Origin of the sequence: Bacillus sp. DE0042, from assembly GCF_007680225.1 — a bacterium.
GTDB classification, from domain to species: Bacteria; Bacillota; Bacilli; order Bacillales; family Bacillaceae_G; genus Bacillus_A; species Bacillus_A wiedmannii.
In genome coordinates, this window is record NZ_VEJP01000006.1 from 236247 (window position 1) to 253976 (window position 17730).

At 37.9% G+C, this 17730-nt stretch carries 16 protein-coding genes and 1 other RNA gene; 16 read left to right on the forward strand and 1 reads right to left on the reverse strand.

Features of this window, described 5'->3' with window-relative positions; all coding sequences use genetic code 11:
* Nucleotides 1–3: 3 nt before the first annotated feature.
* Genes FS802_RS21850 through eno form a run of 4 tightly spaced genes read left to right on the forward strand, consistent with a single transcriptional unit; the run spans nucleotide 4 to nucleotide 4828 of the window.
* Complete coding sequence (locus FS802_RS21850; protein ID WP_001036333.1) at nucleotides 4–1188, forward strand: phosphoglycerate kinase; 1185 nt, start codon at nucleotides 4–6, stop codon at nucleotides 1186–1188.
* A 32-nt stretch (nucleotides 1189–1220) separates the two neighbouring features.
* Nucleotides 1221–1976 (forward strand): triose-phosphate isomerase, encoded by a 756-nt coding sequence (gene tpiA, locus FS802_RS21855; protein ID WP_001231043.1) that lies wholly within the window; start codon nucleotides 1221–1223, stop codon nucleotides 1974–1976.
* On the forward strand, nucleotides 1973–3502 hold the full coding sequence (gene gpmI / locus FS802_RS21860; protein WP_001231145.1) for a 2,3-bisphosphoglycerate-independent phosphoglycerate mutase: 1530 nt from the start codon (nucleotides 1973–1975) through the stop codon (nucleotides 3500–3502). Before tpiA ends, gpmI begins: the two co-directional genes overlap by 4 nt.
* A gap of 30 nt (nucleotides 3503–3532) precedes the next feature.
* Complete coding sequence (gene eno, locus FS802_RS21865) at nucleotides 3533–4828, forward strand: phosphopyruvate hydratase (protein WP_000103948.1); 1296 nt, start codon at nucleotides 3533–3535, stop codon at nucleotides 4826–4828.
* 51 nt (nucleotides 4829–4879) lie between these two features.
* Here the strand turns inward: eno and FS802_RS21870 are convergent, their stop codons facing one another.
* A complete protein-coding gene (locus FS802_RS21870; protein WP_098653615.1) occupies nucleotides 4880–5830 on the reverse strand; it encodes a nucleoside hydrolase in 951 nt (316 codons plus the stop codon).
* A gap of 335 nt (nucleotides 5831–6165) precedes the next feature.
* Between FS802_RS21870 and FS802_RS21875 the strand changes: the two genes are divergently transcribed.
* From FS802_RS21875 to FS802_RS21935, 12 genes are all read left to right on the forward strand, one after another.
* Nucleotides 6166–6534 carry a CidA/LrgA family holin-like protein gene (locus FS802_RS21875; RefSeq protein ID WP_000673212.1) on the forward strand — a complete coding sequence of 123 codons (369 nt, stop codon included), beginning with the start codon at nucleotides 6166–6168 and terminating at the stop codon, nucleotides 6532–6534.
* Nucleotides 6531–7223 carry an LrgB family protein gene (locus FS802_RS21880; protein ID WP_000078299.1) on the forward strand — a complete coding sequence of 231 codons (693 nt, stop codon included), beginning with the start codon at nucleotides 6531–6533 and terminating at the stop codon, nucleotides 7221–7223. Before FS802_RS21875 ends, FS802_RS21880 begins: the two co-directional genes overlap by 4 nt.
* Nucleotides 7224–7317: 94 nt before the next feature.
* A complete protein-coding gene (gene secG / locus FS802_RS21885; protein ID WP_000557263.1) occupies nucleotides 7318–7551 on the forward strand; it encodes a preprotein translocase subunit SecG in 234 nt (77 codons plus the stop codon).
* Between the two features lie 162 nt (nucleotides 7552–7713).
* Nucleotides 7714–8454, forward strand: a complete 741-nt coding sequence (gene estA, locus FS802_RS21890) for a carboxylesterase (protein WP_000761972.1) — start codon at nucleotides 7714–7716, stop codon at nucleotides 8452–8454.
* Between the two features lie 142 nt (nucleotides 8455–8596).
* Complete coding sequence (rnr, locus tag FS802_RS21895) at nucleotides 8597–11029, forward strand: ribonuclease R (protein ID WP_097860409.1); 2433 nt, start codon at nucleotides 8597–8599, stop codon at nucleotides 11027–11029.
* 248 nt (nucleotides 11030–11277) lie between these two features.
* Nucleotides 11278–11745, forward strand: coding sequence for an SsrA-binding protein (gene smpB / locus FS802_RS21905; protein ID WP_001123922.1), 468 nt, complete (start codon nucleotides 11278–11280; stop codon nucleotides 11743–11745).
* A gap of 125 nt (nucleotides 11746–11870) precedes the next feature.
* Nucleotides 11871–12225: a transfer-messenger RNA gene (gene ssrA / locus FS802_RS21910) on the forward strand.
* A gap of 387 nt (nucleotides 12226–12612) precedes the next feature.
* On the forward strand, nucleotides 12613–13293 hold the full coding sequence (locus tag FS802_RS21915; RefSeq protein WP_098653614.1) for a response regulator transcription factor: 681 nt from the start codon (nucleotides 12613–12615) through the stop codon (nucleotides 13291–13293).
* A 520-nt stretch (nucleotides 13294–13813) separates the two neighbouring features.
* A complete protein-coding gene (locus FS802_RS21920; protein ID WP_002144931.1) occupies nucleotides 13814–14827 on the forward strand; it encodes a siderophore ABC transporter substrate-binding protein in 1014 nt (337 codons plus the stop codon).
* A 19-nt stretch (nucleotides 14828–14846) separates the two neighbouring features.
* On the forward strand, nucleotides 14847–15863 hold the full coding sequence (locus FS802_RS21925; RefSeq protein WP_002129872.1) for an ABC transporter permease: 1017 nt from the start codon (nucleotides 14847–14849) through the stop codon (nucleotides 15861–15863).
* Nucleotides 15860–16924 (forward strand): iron chelate uptake ABC transporter family permease subunit, encoded by a 1065-nt coding sequence (locus FS802_RS21930; protein WP_078214700.1) that lies wholly within the window; start codon nucleotides 15860–15862, stop codon nucleotides 16922–16924. Before FS802_RS21925 ends, FS802_RS21930 begins: the two co-directional genes overlap by 4 nt.
* A complete protein-coding gene (locus tag FS802_RS21935) occupies nucleotides 16921–17673 on the forward strand; it encodes an iron ABC transporter ATP-binding protein (RefSeq protein WP_078214699.1) in 753 nt (250 codons plus the stop codon). Before FS802_RS21930 ends, FS802_RS21935 begins: the two co-directional genes overlap by 4 nt.
* Nucleotides 17674–17730 lie beyond the last annotated feature (57 nt).

The window sequence follows — 17730 nt, forward strand, 5'->3', positions numbered from 1 at the left end:
CCAATGAACAAAAAATCAATTCGTGACGTAGATTTAAAAGGTAAGCGTGTATTTTGCCGCGTTGATTTCAACGTACCTATGAAAGAAGGCAAAATTACAGATGAAACTCGTATCCGTGCAGCTCTTCCTACAATTCAATATTTAGTAGAGCAAGGTGCGAAAGTTATTTTAGCAAGTCACTTAGGCCGTCCAAAAGGTCAAGCAGTAGAAGAATTACGTCTTACTCCAGTAGCAGCACGTTTAGGCGAGCTTCTTGGTAAAGATGTTAAAAAAGCAGACGAAGCATTCGGACCAGTTGCACAAGAAATGGTTGCAGCAATGAACGAAGGCGACGTATTAGTTCTTGAAAACGTACGTTTCTATGCGGGCGAAGAAAAGAACGATGCAGAACTTGCGAAAGAATTTGCAGCTCTTGCTGATATCTTCGTAAACGATGCATTCGGTGCAGCTCACCGTGCTCACGCTTCTACAGCAGGTATCGCAGACTACCTACCAGCAGTATCTGGATTATTAATGGAAAAAGAGTTAGATGTACTTGGAAAAGCACTTTCTAACCCAGAACGTCCATTCACAGCTATCATTGGTGGTGCGAAAGTAAAAGATAAAATCGGTGTAATTCGTCATCTATTAGACAAAGTAGATAACTTAATCATCGGTGGCGGACTTGCTTACACATTCGTTAAAGCTTTAGGTCATGAAATTGGTCTATCTCTATGTGAAGACGACAAGATCGAACTAGCTAAAGAATTTATGCAACTTGCAAAAGAAAAAGGCGTAAACTTCTACATGCCAGTTGATGTTGTAATCACAGAGGAATTCTCTGAAACTGCAACAACTCAAATCGTAGGTATCGACTCTATTCCTTCTACATGGGAAGGCGTGGACATCGGTCCTAAAACACGTGAAATTTATGCAGATGTAATTAAAAATTCTAAGCTTGTTGTATGGAATGGACCAATGGGTGTATTCGAAATGACTCCATTCGCAGAAGGTACAAAAGCAGTAGGACAAGCATTAGCAGATGCAGAAGATACATACTCTGTTATCGGCGGTGGTGACTCTGCAGCAGCTGTTGAAAAATTCGGTATGGCTGATAAAATGAGCCACATTTCTACTGGCGGCGGTGCGTCATTAGAATTCATGGAAGGTAAAGAGCTTCCAGGTGTAGTTTGTCTTAACGACAAATAAGTAGCAGCCAAAGAAAAAGGACGGTGCAAAGCATGCGTAAACCAATTATCGCAGGTAACTGGAAAATGAATAAAACTCTATCTGAAGCAGTTAGCTTCGTAGAGGAAGTTAAAGGTCAAATCCCAGCAGCTTCAGCTGTTGATGCAGTAGTTTGCTCTCCAGCTCTATTCTTAGAGCGTTTAGTAGCAGCAACTGAAGGAACTGATTTACAAGTAGGTGCACAAAACATGCACTTCGAAAAAAATGGTGCATTCACTGGTGAAATTAGCCCAGTAGCACTTAGCGACTTAAAAGTAGGCTACGTAGTACTTGGCCACTCTGAGCGTCGTGAAATGTTTGCTGAAACAGACGAGTCAGTAAACAAAAAGACTCTTGCAGCATTTGAACATGGTTTAACACCAATCGTATGTTGTGGTGAGACTTTAGAAGAGCGCGAAAGCGGAAAAACATTTGATCTAGTAGCAGGTCAAGTGACAAAAGCACTTGCAGGTTTAACAGAAGAGCAAGTTAAAGCAACTGTTATCGCTTATGAGCCAATCTGGGCTATCGGTACAGGTAAATCTTCTTCTTCTGCAGATGCAAACGAAGTATGTGCGCACATCCGTAAAGTTGTTGCAGAAGCTGTTTCTACAGAAGCTGCAGAAGCTGTTCGTATTCAATACGGCGGTAGCGTAAAACCAGAAAACATTAAAGAGTATATGGCACAATCTGACATCGACGGCGCTTTAGTTGGCGGTGCTAGCTTAGAGCCTGCTTCGTTCTTAGGTCTTCTGGGGGCGGTAAAATGAGAAAGCCAACAGCTTTAATCATTCTTGATGGTTTCGGACTACGTGAAGAAACTCATGGGAATGCTGTAGCACAAGCTAAGAAACCTAATTTTGATGGTTACTGGAACAAATTCCCTCACACAACGCTTACAGCTTGTGGTGAGGAAGTAGGTCTTCCAGAAGGTCAAATGGGTAACTCTGAGGTTGGTCACTTAAATATCGGTGCTGGCCGCATCGTATATCAAAGCTTAACACGCGTAAACGTTGCAATTCGTGAAGGTGAGTTCGATCAGAACGAAACTTTCCAAAATGCAATTAAAAGCGTAAAAGAAAAAGGTACTGCTCTTCATTTATTCGGTTTACTTTCTGATGGTGGTGTGCACAGTCACATGAACCATATGTTTGCTCTTCTTCGCTTAGCAGCAAAAGAAGGCGTGGAGAAAGTTTATATCCATGCATTCTTAGACGGCCGCGATGTTGGACCACAAACAGCAAAAGGTTATATCGATGCAACAAATGAAGTAATTAAAGAAACAGGAGTAGGACAATTCGCGACTATCTCTGGTCGTTATTACTCCATGGACCGTGACAAGCGTTGGGATCGCGTAGAAAAATGTTACAGTGCTATGGTGAATGGTGAAGGCCCTACTTATAAATCAGCAGAAGAGTGTGTAGAAGACTCTTATGCGAACGGTATCTATGATGAATTCGTATTGCCGTCTGTAATTGTTAACGAAGATAACACGCCAGTTGCAACAATCAATGATGATGATGCAGTTATCTTCTATAACTTCCGTCCAGACCGTGCAATTCAAATTGCTCGTGTATTTACAAACGAAGACTTCCGTGAGTTCGATCGTGGTGAAAAAGTGCCTCACATTCCTGAATTCGTTTGTATGACACATTTCAGTGAAACTGTAGATGGTTACGTGGCATTCAAGCCAATGAACCTTGATAACACATTAGGTGAAGTTGTTGCGCAAGCGGGATTAAAGCAACTTCGCATCGCGGAAACTGAAAAGTATCCGCACGTTACATTCTTCTTTAGCGGTGGTCGTGAGGCTGAATTCCCAGGAGAAGAGCGTATTTTAATTAACTCACCGAAGGTTGCAACGTATGACTTGAAACCTGAAATGAGCATTTACGAAGTAACGGACGCTTTAGTAAATGAAATCGAAAATGATAAACATGATGTTATCATTCTTAACTTTGCAAACTGTGATATGGTTGGCCATTCTGGGATGATGGAACCAACAATTAAAGCAGTAGAAGCAACTGACGAATGTTTAGGAAAAGTTGTAGAAGCGATTCTTGCAAAAGATGGTGTAGCACTTATTACTGCTGACCATGGTAATGCTGATCAGGAGTTAACTGCTGATGGTGGACCAATGACAGCTCATACAACTAACCCGGTTCCTTTCATCGTTACAAAAAATGATGTAGAGCTTCGTGAAGGTGGTATTTTAGGAGATATCGCTCCAACAATGCTTACGCTTTTAAATGTGGAACAACCGAAAGAAATGACAGGTAAAACAATTATTAAATAATTTGCTTATATAAAAAGGAGAGAATTTATTATGTCAACAATTATTGATGTTTATGCTCGCGAAGTCCTTGACTCTCGTGGTAACCCAACTGTAGAAGTAGAAGTTTACACAGAAAGCGGCGCTTTCGGACGCGCTATCGTACCAAGTGGTGCATCTACTGGTGAGCACGAAGCAGTAGAATTACGTGACGGTGACAAATCTCGTTACCTTGGTAAAGGTGTTCTAAATGCAGTAAACAACGTTAACGAAGCAATCGCTCCAGAAATCGTTGGTTTCGACGTAACTGACCAAGCTGGTATCGACCGTGCTATGATCGAATTAGATGGCACTCCAAACAAAGGTAAACTAGGCGCTAACGCTATCCTTGGTGTATCTATGGCAGTAGCTCACGCAGCAGCTGACTTCGTAGGTCTTCCATTATACCGTTACCTTGGTGGATTCAATGCAAAACAATTACCAACTCCAATGATGAACATCATCAACGGTGGTTCTCACGCTGATAACAACGTAGACTTCCAAGAGTTCATGATCTTACCAGTTGGCGCTCCAACATTCAAAGAATCAATCCGTATGGGTGCTGAAGTATTCCATGCGCTTAAAGCTGTATTACATGACAAAGGCCTTAACACTGCAGTAGGTGACGAAGGTGGATTCGCTCCAAACCTTGGTTCTAACCGTGAAGCATTAGAAGTAATCATCGAAGCTATCGAAAAAGCTGGTTACAAAGCTGGCGAGAACGTATTCTTAGGAATGGACGTTGCTTCTTCTGAGTTCTACAACAAAGAAACTGGTAAATATGACCTTGCAGGCGAAGGCCGTACTGGCTTAACTTCTGCAGAAATGGTTGATTTCTACGAAGAGCTTTGCAAAGACTTCCCAATCATCTCTATCGAAGATGGTTTAGACGAAAACGACTGGGATGGTCACAAATTATTAACTGAGCGTATCGGTGATAAAGTACAATTAGTTGGTGACGACTTATTCGTAACTAACACTCAAAAACTTGCTGAAGGTATCGAAAAAGGTATCTCTAACTCAATCTTAATTAAAGTTAACCAAATCGGTACTTTAACTGAGACTTTCGAAGCTATCGAAATGGCTAAACGTGCTGGTTACACAGCAGTTGTATCTCACCGTTCTGGTGAAACTGAAGATGCTACAATCGCTGACATCGCAGTTGCAACTAACGCTGGCCAAATCAAAACTGGTTCTATGAGCCGTACTGACCGTATTGCTAAGTACAACCAATTATTACGCATCGAAGACGAACTAGGCGAAATCGCTGTTTACGATGGTATCAAATCTTTCTACAACATCAAACGATAATTGTAGAAAATAACGACAGACCGTGAGAAATCACGGTCTGTTTTTTTATGCTTAAAATTGCTCACCCGTCATAAGTGACATGAAATGTTTAAAGAAACGGTTATAATCAAAATCAATTGCAATTTGATGATTCGGCCAATCAGTAAATGGTTTAGATTCTCCTAAAGAGCGAAATTCTCCAATGCTTGCTCCTTGTGCATAGGATTCCGTCATGACAACGATAGGTGATTTGTGATACGTAAACATAGAGTTATCGAGTAAAGCGAGTATTGGCATTGTGTCATGGAAGGGGCTTCCCTCTAAATGCGGTAAGGCGTCTTTATAATAGCCGTAGTAATAATGATCGAATAACGGTTTGACGAGTGGGGCTTTTCCTTTTGCTTCAATGTATTCAGCCATTTCTGGTGTAATGATGGAATACTGAGTGACGTTTAATGGATAGATGTACATGTTAGGTGAGGATTGAAGGACTATATTAGCGGCAGTAGGATCGCCATAAAAGTTCGCTTCGGAAATAGGGGTCACATTACCAGGATGTAAAAAGGCGCCGCCCATTACGTAGTAAGATTTAATTTGCTTCATGAGCTGTTTACATAAGATGAATAAAATTGCTAGGGAGGTAAGTCTTCCTAAACTAACAATGATTAATTCATCTTTATACTGTTCAATAAGAGGAATGACTTCGAAAAAATTCTCCATTTCTCCGTTAGTCACATGTCCCTTTGGAATAATTGGCCCGAGCCCTTGTTTCCCGTGTACTTCCGTAAAGAAAGCAGGAGGGGCGCCAGTAAGTGGGCGTTCTGATCCACCAAATATCTTGATATTTCTATCCTTTGCTTCGCTCTTAAGAAAATGAGCGTTTTGTACGGCCATTTCTTTTGGAACATTGCCGTAATCAGCAACAATGCCGACGATTTCTATTTCATCGATAAAGAATGCTAAGAGGAGAGCCATCGTATCATCAATCCCAGGATCACAAAAAATAAGAACTTTTTTTGGCATATGCTCACCACCTATCTTGTTTATCCCGTAAAAGTCCGATTGTGGGGAGGAACAAAACTGCCACTAATGAAAGTTTCACTTTATATATATGTAAGTTTAAGGATAAAAAGATTATTTTATTGAAATAATAATGTTACAAATTCAGAAAATAAAAACTTTTTATATTAGGTCAAGGGTTTTGACTTATTTTTTGTTTAGAAATGCAGTCATATCAAGGGTGTAAGCGTATAACATAGGCTGTTTTTGCTGTCGAGTTGATAAATTGCAGCTTTTTACAATTTATACTATGATAAAGATATTAAGAGAAGATCGTATAAACATGAGGGATGATGAACATGAAATTTACAAAGATTCTTGTCCAAATTGCAGCTCTTTACGTTTTTTATATGGTTGGAAATTGGGTACAAGAAGTGTTAAATATTCCGATTCCAGGAAGTTTGATTGGAATGTTCCTCTTACTTGTTTTACTTAGCCTAAAAGTCCTTCCAGTGAAATGGTTCGATTTAGGAGCAGAAACACTCGTTGCTATTATGCCGTTTTTATTAATTCCGCCAACGCTTGGCCTAATGAATTACGGTGCTTTTTTTATGAGTAAAGGAATTTCTCTTTTCATTACAATTGTAGCGAGTACATTTTTAATTATTATTGTCGCAGGACATACAGGACAATATCTTGCGAATAGAAAGGAAAGAGAGTCGCGATGAGCCAAATATTAATCGGAATCGGTTGGGTTCTTTTTACGGTGCTATTATACCAATTATCTAAAAAAATCTATAAATTATTTCCAACACCATTCACCATTCCAATGCTTGTAGCAACAGGATTAATGGCTTTCTTATTTATCATGCTTGATATACCATATCAACATTATATGGAAAGCGGTGGTGGCTGGATTGCAAAACTGCTGGGACCCGGTGTTGTAGCATTTGCAATTCCTCTTTATAAGCAACGTCACGTTCTGCAAAAATATGTTGTACCGATTGCTGGTGGCGTATTAGTAGGGACAACAGTTGCAATCGCAAGTGATTTTGCCATCGCATCACTTATGGGAACAGATAAAAGCTTAATTTTATCTTCTTTACCAAAATCGGTGACAATGCCAGTTGCGATGAGTGTTTCAGAGCAAGTTGGTGGTGTACCTTCATTAACAGCAGCTTTCGTTGTTATCGCAGGTATTACTGGAACGATTACCGGCCCACTTTTATTAAAATGGAGCCGTGTTACAAACTCAGTTGGTAAAGGTATCGGATTTGGATGTGCTTCTCATATTATGGGTGTAATGAGAGCGATGAAAAATAATGAACATGAAGGTGTTATTGGATCGGTAACAATGACATTAACAGCAATTTTGACATGTTTGCTCGGGCCGTTATTTGCAATGATGTTTATGTAATAGAAGAAAAGCGAGAGCGACTCTATAGCTCTCGCTTTTCTATAGAATTTATGCTACAGTTAAAATAACTGAATCTTTGTAGGAGGTACGCCAAGTGCATACGTTATTATCCGTTTTACTTATTATTGTATCGATTTTAATGATTGTTATGGTACTTATGCAGTCTAGTAATAGCTCAGGCCTTTCAGGTGCAATTTCAGGCGGTGCAGAGCAATTATTTGGTAAGCAAAAAGCACGTGGAATTGAAGCAGTATTAAACCGTATTACAATTGTTTTAGCTGTTCTATTCTTCGTATTAACAATTGCTGTTACGTACTTAAATTTATAGAATTGAAAGAAGAAGCGTTAGTAAGATGTACTAATGGTTCTTCTTTTTTTATTTTGCCATTTGAAAGATGTTTCTAATTAGATTATAGAAATATAAATATGGTACACTAAGATATAGAAAGAATACGACTAGATTACAGAAGAGAAAGAGGAGAAGTACATGATGAAATTAGCATCTCCGAAACCATTTACATTTGAGGGTGGAGACCGCGCTGTTTTATTACTACATGGTTTCACAGGAAACTCAGCTGATGTACGTATGTTAGGGCGTTTCTTAGAGAAGAAAGGCTACACTTGTCATGCGCCAATTTATAAAGGGCACGGTGTACCACCAGAAGAGCTTGTTCATACAGGTCCTGAAGATTGGTGGCAAGACGTAATGGAGGCATATCAGCTTTTAAAAGATAAAGGCTTTGAGAAAATTGCTGTTGTTGGATTATCACTTGGCGGCGTATTTTCTTTAAAATTAGGTTATACAGTACCTGTTTTAGGTGTAGTACCAATGTGTGCACCAATGTATATTAAGAGTGAAGAAACGATGTACCAAGGTATATTGGCATATGCCCGCGAATATAAAAACCGTGAGCAAAAATCACCAGAGCAAATCGAACAAGAAATGTTGGAATTCCAAAAGACACCGATGAATACATTAAAAGCATTACAACAATTAATTGCTGACGTACGTAACAATGTGGATATGATTTATGCACCGACATTTGTTGTACAAGCACGTCATGATGAAATGATTAATACAGATAGTGCTAACATTATTTATAACGGTGTAGAATCTACGTTAAAAGACATTAAATGGTATGAAGACTCTACGCATGTCATTACACTTGATAAGCAACGTGACGAGCTACATGAGGATGTATATAACTTCTTGGAGCAACTAGATTGGTAAGATCTAGTTGCCTCTTTTTTTCATAAGGAATTTTTTGTGAAAACTGTAAAAATCATTAGGGGAGTATTAAAGTTTCGCTTTATACATCCCCAGTCTTTCGGATACACTAAATAATATAAGGGTTTAAAGGAGGTATTTCTGCTTGGAAGAAATCATACAAGAAAATATTGATAAGTTGTTATTATTTATGAGAGAAGAAGCGTATAAACCGTTAACAATACAAGAGTTAGAAGAGGCATTTGGAATTGAAGGATCTGAGGGCTTTAAAGATTTTGTAAAGGCACTTGTAATGATGGAAGAGAAGGGACTTGTTATTCGCACACGTAGTAACCGCTACGGTCTTCCTGAAAAAATGAATTTAGTACGCGGTAAATTAATTGGACATGCACGTGGCTTTGCATTCGTTGTACCAGAAGAGAAGAAAACGGGAGATGATGATCTTTTCATCCCGCCTACAGAGTTAAACGGTGCACTTCATGGTGATACAGTATTAGCGCGTGTTAGCGCACAATCAAGTGGATCACGCCAAGAAGGTTCAATTGTACGAATTTTAGAGCGCGGCACAAAAGAACTAGTTGGTACATATACAGAATCGAAAAACTTTGGATTTGTTATACCTGACAATAAGCGCTGGACGAGTGATATCTTTATCTTGAAAAGTGCATCAATGGGTGCTGTAGAAGGCCATAAAGTAGTTGTGAAAATTACGAGTTACCCAGAGAATCGTTTAAGTGCAGAAGGTGAAGTTATTCAAATTCTAGGTCATAAAAATGATCCAGGAGTAGATATTTTATCAGTTATTCATAAACATCATCTACCTTTAGCATTCCCTGAAGAAGTGATGGAGCATGCAAACAGTGTACCAGAAACGATTTCAGAAGAAGATTTAAAAGATCGCCGTGACCTGCGTGACCAAATGATCGTAACGATTGACGGTGCAGATGCGAAAGATTTAGATGACGCTGTTACAGTAACGAAGCTCGAGAACGGTAACTACAAGCTTGGCGTTCATATTGCGGATGTAAGTCATTACGTTCAAGAAGGTTCTCCAATTGATGTAGAAGCAGCGGAAAGAGCAACGAGTGTATATCTTGTTGACCGTGTAATTCCGATGATTCCGCATCGTCTATCTAACGGTATTTGTTCGTTAAACCCGAAAGTAGACCGTCTGACGTTATCTTGTGAAATGGAAATCAACAACTTAGGTGATGTTGTAAAGCATGAGATTTTCCAAAGTGTGATTAAAACGACAGAGCGTATGACGTATGCTGACGTAAGAAGCATTTTAGAAGATGAGGACGAAGAGTTAATCAAACGCTATGAGCCGCTAGTACCGATGTTTAAAGAGATGGGTCAATTGGCACAGATTTTACGTGAAAAACGTATGCGTCGTGGTGCAATTGACTTTGACTTTAAAGAAGCGAAAGTATTAGTAGACGAAGAAGGTAAACCGACAGATGTTGTCATGCGTGATCGTTCTGTATCAGAGAAGTTAATTGAAGAATTTATGCTTGTTGCGAACGAAACAGTAGCAGAGCATTTCCACTGGATGAACGTACCATTCATGTACCGTGTCCATGAAGATCCGAAAGAAGATAAGCTGGAACGTTTCTTCGAGTTTGTAACAAACTTCGGATATGCAGTAAAAGGACGTGCGAATGAAATACATCCTCGTGCGCTGCAACAAATTCTTGAAATGGTTCAAGGACAACCTGAAGAAGTAGTTATTTCAACAGTAATGCTTCGTTCAATGAAGCAAGCGCGTTACGATGCGGATAGCTTAGGACATTTCGGTTTATCAACTGAGTTCTACACACATTTCACATCACCAATTCGTCGTTACCCAGATACAATCGTTCATAGATTAATTCGTGAATACATTATTAACGGTAAAGTCGACAACGAAACACAAGCAAAATGGCGTGAAAACTTACCTGAAATTGCAGAGCATTCTTCTAATATGGAACGTCGTGCTGTTGAAGCAGAACGTGAAACAGACGAAATGAAAAAAGCAGAGTATATGGTTGATAAGATTGGCGAAGAGTATGACGGTATGATTAGCTCTGTAACAAACTTCGGTTTATTCGTAGAGCTTCCAAATACAATTGAAGGTCTTGTACACGTTAGCTACTTAACGGATGATTACTACCGTTATGACGAGAAACATTTCGCAATGATCGGAGAACGTACAGGTAACGTATTCCGCATCGGAGACGAAATTACAATTCGCGTTATTAACGTAAACAAAGACGAGCGTGCAATCGACTTTGAAATCGTTGGCATGAAAGGGACGCCTCGTCGTAAGTTCAAAGATCGTCCAGTCGTTATCGAACAGCCAAGAACAGGCAGAAAGAAACGCGGTGGACGTAGCGAACGCAGTGATGAGCGCGGCGGAGAACGTGGTACAGGTAGAAAATTCGACCGTGGTGGCAAAGGAAAAGGAAGAGGATCAGCTTCTGCTTCCACTTCCACGTCCGCTAGTCAGCCAGGGAAAAAAGATGGTAACGGTAAGAAGAAAAAAGCATTCTTCGAAAATGTACCAGGATTCAAGAAGAAAAAGAAAAAGCGTAAGTAAGAAAAGGAGGGCTTCGCTTTGATGAAAAGCGGGGCTTTTTCTTTTTTATTGGTGGCTTGAGAGCGAGCCACTTTCGCTTTTTGTTGGAATCCAGCTACAGTGGCTAGAATGTTCGGCGGCTTCGCTTCTTCCCGAGAGGCAAAGAGCGCCTCAAGGTCAGAAGCTCCATCCACCTTACATTCTGAGCGAGCCACTTTCGCTTTTTATTAACATTTGTTACAATAGTAAAAATAGAGGAGGGACGTTATATGCCAAAGGGTACAGGTAAGGTTATTGCACAAAATAAAAAAGCATTTCATGATTATTTCATCGAAGAAACATACGAGGCAGGGCTTGTCCTTCAAGGAACTGAAATTAAGTCGATTCGCGCTGGACGCGTGAACTTGAAAGATGCGTTTGCACGTGTACATAATGGTGAAGTATGGGTACATAATATGCATATTAGTACATATGAGCAAGGGAATCGTTTCAACCATGATCCGCTTCGCACGAGAAAGTTACTTCTTCATAAAAAAGAAATTGAGAAGTTAACGGGTGCTTCAAAAGAAACAGGCTATGCATTAGTTCCAGTTAGAATTTATTTGAAAAATGGATTCGCGAAAATGGCACTTGGTTTAGCAAAAGGTAAAAAGCAATATGATAAGCGTAACGATTTAAAAGAGAAAGAAGCAAAACGTGAAATTGCACGCGCGTTCCGTGATCGTCAAAAGATGTAATACAGATATTTACATTTGTAAAACGACGCGCGTATGTTATAATAACTTATGTAAGATTGTTGCACATTGAAAAACAGCTCTTAGTAGCTATCACGATATTTCTTCGTATGCTCCATTTTTATCATGGGGACGTTACGGATTCGACAGGGATAGTTCGAGCTTAGGTTGCGAGTCGAGGGGATCGGCCTCGTTAAAACGTCAAAGCCTATAATTGGCAAACAAAACAATCTTTCTTTAGCTGCTTAATTGCACTAAAGGTTCCTCCCTCCATCGTCCATGTGGTAGGGTAAGGGACTCAAACTAAGTGGACTACGCCGGAGTTCGCCGTCTGAGGGCGAAGGAAGAGAACAATCAGACTAGCAACTTGGAAGCCTGTCGATAGGCCGAAGAGTTCGCGAAATGCTAATATATCGACTACACTCGTAGAAGCTTAAGTGCCGATATTTTTGGACGTGGGTTCGACTCCCACCGTCTCCACCAATACATATTTGGTGGTTTTTTTATTTTGTGTGATTTGAACCATAAATTTGCCAGATTGGCAAGGTTATGGTTCTTTTTGTTTTGTAGTTTTATAAAATGTTTAAGTTGATGGGGAAAGGGTGGTACCCCTGAAAAAGAAAATGAAGAAATAGTTATTGACGATAAACAGGTAGATACTATAGCTACCTTTAATGATTACATAATATGTATTTAAATCTTCATATCCTTTGTGTTTCTATTCGTATTTATTGTAAGATTATATAGAGTTCTCCTAATAAGCTGTTACAATGGCCTTTTTTAGGGGGTTCATATTTATAAATTTTAAAATGTTTTTTTGAGATAATTTTTTATCTAACTAAGTTATATTGAAGTAGAGGTGAACCATCGGTGAAGCAGGTGTTAGTAATTAAGAATGAACGGTCTTTTGCGAAGAAAATCGTAAGCGGTCTAACGCAAGAGGGCTATTTCATTTTAAAACTTCACAATGAAAACCAAGGTTTAAATATAGTATATGAACAAGATTGGGATATTATCATATTGGATTGGGATTCATTAAGTATATCGGGGCCAGAAATTTGTAGACAAATACGACTTGTTAAAACGACACCGATCATTATTGTGACCGACAATATTTCTAGTAAGGATTGCATAGCAGGGCTACAAGCAGGAGCAGATGATTATATTAGAAAACCATTTGCGAAAGAAGAATTAGTAGCAAGGGTTCAAGCTATTTTAAGGAGAACTGACTATAATCAGCAAAATGAGACAAACTTTTTTCAGTTTAAAGATCTCTTTGTTGATGCATCTAGCAATATTGTGAAAAAAGGTAGCGAAAATCTCTCGCTTACGAAGCGCGAGTACGATTTACTCGTATTTTTAATCAAGAATAAAAATACAATATTGAGCCGTGAAATGCTTTTGAATCAGGTTTGGGGATATAACGTAGTAGTGAATCCAAATGTAGTAGACTTATATATTGGGTATGTAAGAAAAAAGTTAAAGTGCGAGAAGAAAGACAGATATATTCAAACGATACATGGCAGAGGCTATTCAATGGTTGAAAGATAAGATAATAGAAAAAACGAGTAAAACTATTTCCTTCAGTTGTACTCGTTTTTTTCTGTTAAATCTAATAATCAAATAGTTTCTGAGAAATATTAAAAGAATATTGCTATCAGGCAATGGATTATGAAAAGAGTAGCTATTAATGGGCGTGTTTTATAGGAGAAATTATGGTTTATAAGGTGCTCATCTAGTGGTTAGTGTGGAGGGGACGATTCTAGTAAGGATTAGTTGTGACCGTATCCAATGAAAGTCCTTACTCGAAAAGAAAATCAATATTCTCTGTAAAATAAGGGTTAATCAACACGCCTGACTTCACATATTACTTTTCGTATACAAATTATGCGTAATTCTATTAACTCACACCATTCACAAGATTTTCACAGAATTAATGACTATACTAATTAACAGGATATTTAAATGAAAATGATTATCAATATTGGTTTAGGTGAATAGCAGTTACTATCTAATTCAATCTATGGACGTCATCATTTTCGAACTAAATTACATAATAAGGAGTATACGTATGAAAAAAACTATGCTTTTAAAATTAGTAAGTATTCTAGCGATTTTCACTTTAATGTTAGTAGCTTGCTCAGATTCAAGTAAGGAAACTTCGAAAGCTAATAAAGGTGATAGTAGTGATAAGCCAAAAACGGTTGAAATCACTGATGCACATGGAACTGTTAAAGTCCCTGTAAATCCAAAAAATGTAGTTGCTTTGGATAATAGAACTTTTGAAACTTTAGCTGATTGGGGAATTAAATTAGCGGCTGCTCCAAAGGATGTAATGCCTGCAGATTCAGCATATGTAAAGGATAGCAAAGTTCAAAATATTGGAAATCACCGCGAACCAAATCTTGAAATTATTGCAGCGGCAAACCCTGAACTTGTAATCGTTGGTCAAAGATTTGCTGGCCATTACGAAGAAATCAAAAAATTAGTGCCAAATGCAGCTGTTATTGATCTTAATGTTGATGTTTCTGAGAAAGCTACTAAGCCTGGAGAAAACTTAGTAAAAGGACTTAAAGATTCTACAATTTCTTTAGGAAAAATCTTTGATAAAGATAAAGAAGCCAAAAAATTAGTAGCTGATTTTGATAAATCTATTGAAAATGTAAAATCTGCTTATAATGGAAAAGATAAAGTTATGAGTGTTATCGTTACTGGTGGGAATATTGGTTTTGCTGCTCCACATTCTGGTCGCGTTTGGGGACCGATGTATGAAATTTTCGGTTGGACTCCAGCACTAGAAGTATCTAATTCTACTGCAGGTCATAAAGGTGATGACGTTTCTGTTGAAGCTATTGCACAAACAAATCCTGATTGGCTTTTCGTATTAGATCGTGATGCTGCAACATCTGATGCTGCTACTTCAGCTCCTGCTAAAGATGTTATTTCTAAATCACCTGCTCTTCAAAACACAACTGCTGTTTCTAAAAAACAGGTTGTTTATGCACCAGAAGATACTTACACAAATGAATCAATTCAGACTTACATAGAGTTATTTGGTAATATTGCAAAAACTTTAGCTAAGTAGTGTAAAGGAGTACGAAACAGTGTCAAAAAATATAATTTCTAGGGTTGAGAATACTTCTCAACCCCAGTTTTATAATCACAATAAATTATGGACAAAACCTTTTATAATAGCGATTATAGTTGTTATAATTTTAGGGATTATATCACTGTTTACTGGAGTTTATGATATACGCGGACAAGAGGACGGAATGGAGATGTTTTTCATAACTCGTGTTCCGAGAACAGTTGCATTAATGCTTACTGGTGCTGCAATGGCGATGGCAGGACTCGTAATGCAACTCATTACACAGAATCGTTTTGTTGAACCTACTACAACGGGGACTATTGAATGGTCAGGATTAGGCCTGCTTTTTGTATATTTATTATTTCCTGCCCCGACTTTAGTTCAAAGAATGACTGGTGCAATCATTTTTTCTTTTATAGGAACTATGATTTTCTTTTTATTTTTAAGAAGAGTTAAACTTCGTTCGTCTTTAATTGTCCCGATTATCGGATTGATGCTTGGAGCAGTTATTTCTGCAGTGTCTACTTTTTTGGGACTCCTTTTTCAAATGACGCAAAGTATTGAAACTTGGTTTGTAGGTTCATTTGCTAACGTTCAGGTTGGAAGATATGAATATTTATGGCTAATTGTTATCATTACTTTGCTTATTTTTATGTATGCTAATAGATTGACTTTAGCTGGACTAGGAGAAGATGTCGCAACAAGCCTTGGAGTTAATTACAATAGAATTGTTCTTTTTGGGACTGGCCTTATCTCTGTTGCAGTTGGAATTGTTGCAGCTGTTATTGGACACTTACCTTTCTTGGGATTAATTGTTCCAAACATTGTTTCAATGTTTAGAGGTGATGATCTTAGGAGTAATTTACCTTGGGTGTGCGTGATCGGAATGGGGACAATAACTGCCTGTGACATCATTTCTCGAACAATTATAAAGCCTTTTGAAGTACCTGTTTCTTTAATACTTGCAACAGTGGGAGCAGTCGTGTTTATTACTATTTTATTGAGGCAAAGAAAACCAAGGAGGCTACGATGATCACATTAGAATATAAAAATAAAGAAAATGTCGAAATCGATTCTAGCCTTCATAATGAAAATAGATCAGCTAGTGCTTTTCGTTCTAAGAAGGAAGCAAGACGTTATTGGATTTTACTGATAACATTGATCGCTTTAGGTCTTCTTTCTTCATATGGACTTTTAGTTTATAACAATCCAGTTCCGATAGATTCACCTTCTTTTATCCCAGTTGTTAAGAGAAGGATAGTAGCTATTGTTGCAATGATTATTGCTGCAGTTTGCCATAGCTTGTCGACAGTTGCTTTCCAATCTATTACGAATAATAAAATTATTACTCCTTCGCTTTTAGGTTTTGAATCACTTTATTCAGCAATTCAAACGAGTACAATATTCTTCTTTGGTGCTAGTGCATTGATAAATTTTAGTGGAATTGGATCATTTTTATTCCAAGTTGTTGTTATGGTCTTCATGAGTTTGATACTTTATGGATGGTTACTTTCCGGTAAATACGGGAATTTACAACTTATGCTTTTAGTTGGAATTATTATTGGTACCGGGCTAAATTCTGTGTCAACTTTCATGAGAAAGCTACTTGCGCCTTCAGAATTTGATATTTTACAAGCAAGATTATTTGGTTCTGTTAATCATGCAGATCCTGCATATTTTCCTATTGTAATTCCTATGGTTATAATTGTAGCAGTATTAATTTTGGCTCATTCTAAGAAGTTGAATATCTTATCACTAGGAAAGGATGTTTCTACTTCTTTTGGAGTTAAATATCAACCTAGTGTAATTTATACGCTTGTATTAGTTGCTATTTTGATGTCCATCTCAACAGCTCTAATTGGACCACTTACTTTCTACGGCTTTTTAGTAGCGACTTTGAGTTATCAGGCGGCGTCAACTTATGATCATAGATATATTTTTCCAATGGCCTTTGCAATAGGATTTTTGATAATGACGAGTGCATACTTTTTAATGTATCATGTATTCCATGCTCAAGGTGTAGTTTCAGTTATTATTGAATTATTTGGTGGAATAATATTCTTAACTATAGTTTTAAGGAAGAGGGCTTTATGATAAAAATTGATAATGTTAAAAAGTTCTATACTGATAAGGTAAAAATAGGACCTTTAGATATTGAAATACCAAAAGCAGGCTTTACTTCTTTAATTGGACCAAATGGTGCTGGAAAGTCCACGACACTATTGATGATTGGCAGACTTTTAGATATGGATGAAGGTCAAATTCAGGTAGCGAATATGGATGTTTCTGAATCTAAATCAAAAGACTTAGCAAAAATTTTGACTATATTGCGACAAGAGAATCATTTTGTAACTAGGCTTACTGTTAGACAATTAGTTGGATTTGGGCGCTTTCCTTATTCAAAGGGAAGATTAACTAAAGAGGATGAAGCTATCATTTCTAAATATATCGATTTTCTAGATTTAACTAATTTAGAGAATAGATATTTAGATGAGCTTTCTGGTGGTCAAAGACAAAGGGCATATGTAGCGATGGTATTGTGCCAAGAGACTGAATATGTACTTTTGGACGAGCCTCTGAACAACCTTGATGTTGCTCGTTCTGTTCAAATGATGGAGCATTTGAGACGTGCAGCTAATGAATTTGGAAGAACAATTTTGACTGTTATGCATGACATAAATTTTGCAGCCAAATATTCGGATAAAATTTGTGCTATGAAGGATGGACAAATTGCTGCTTTTGGAACAGTAGAAGAGGTTATGGACCCAACAATTTTAACAGATATTTTTGAAACGAAAATTGAAATTATCAATGGTCCTTATGGGCCAATCGCTGTTTATTAGTTACAAAATGTGAAAAATGAGTATGTCAAAAAAATACTGTAGCTTGTGTAAATCATG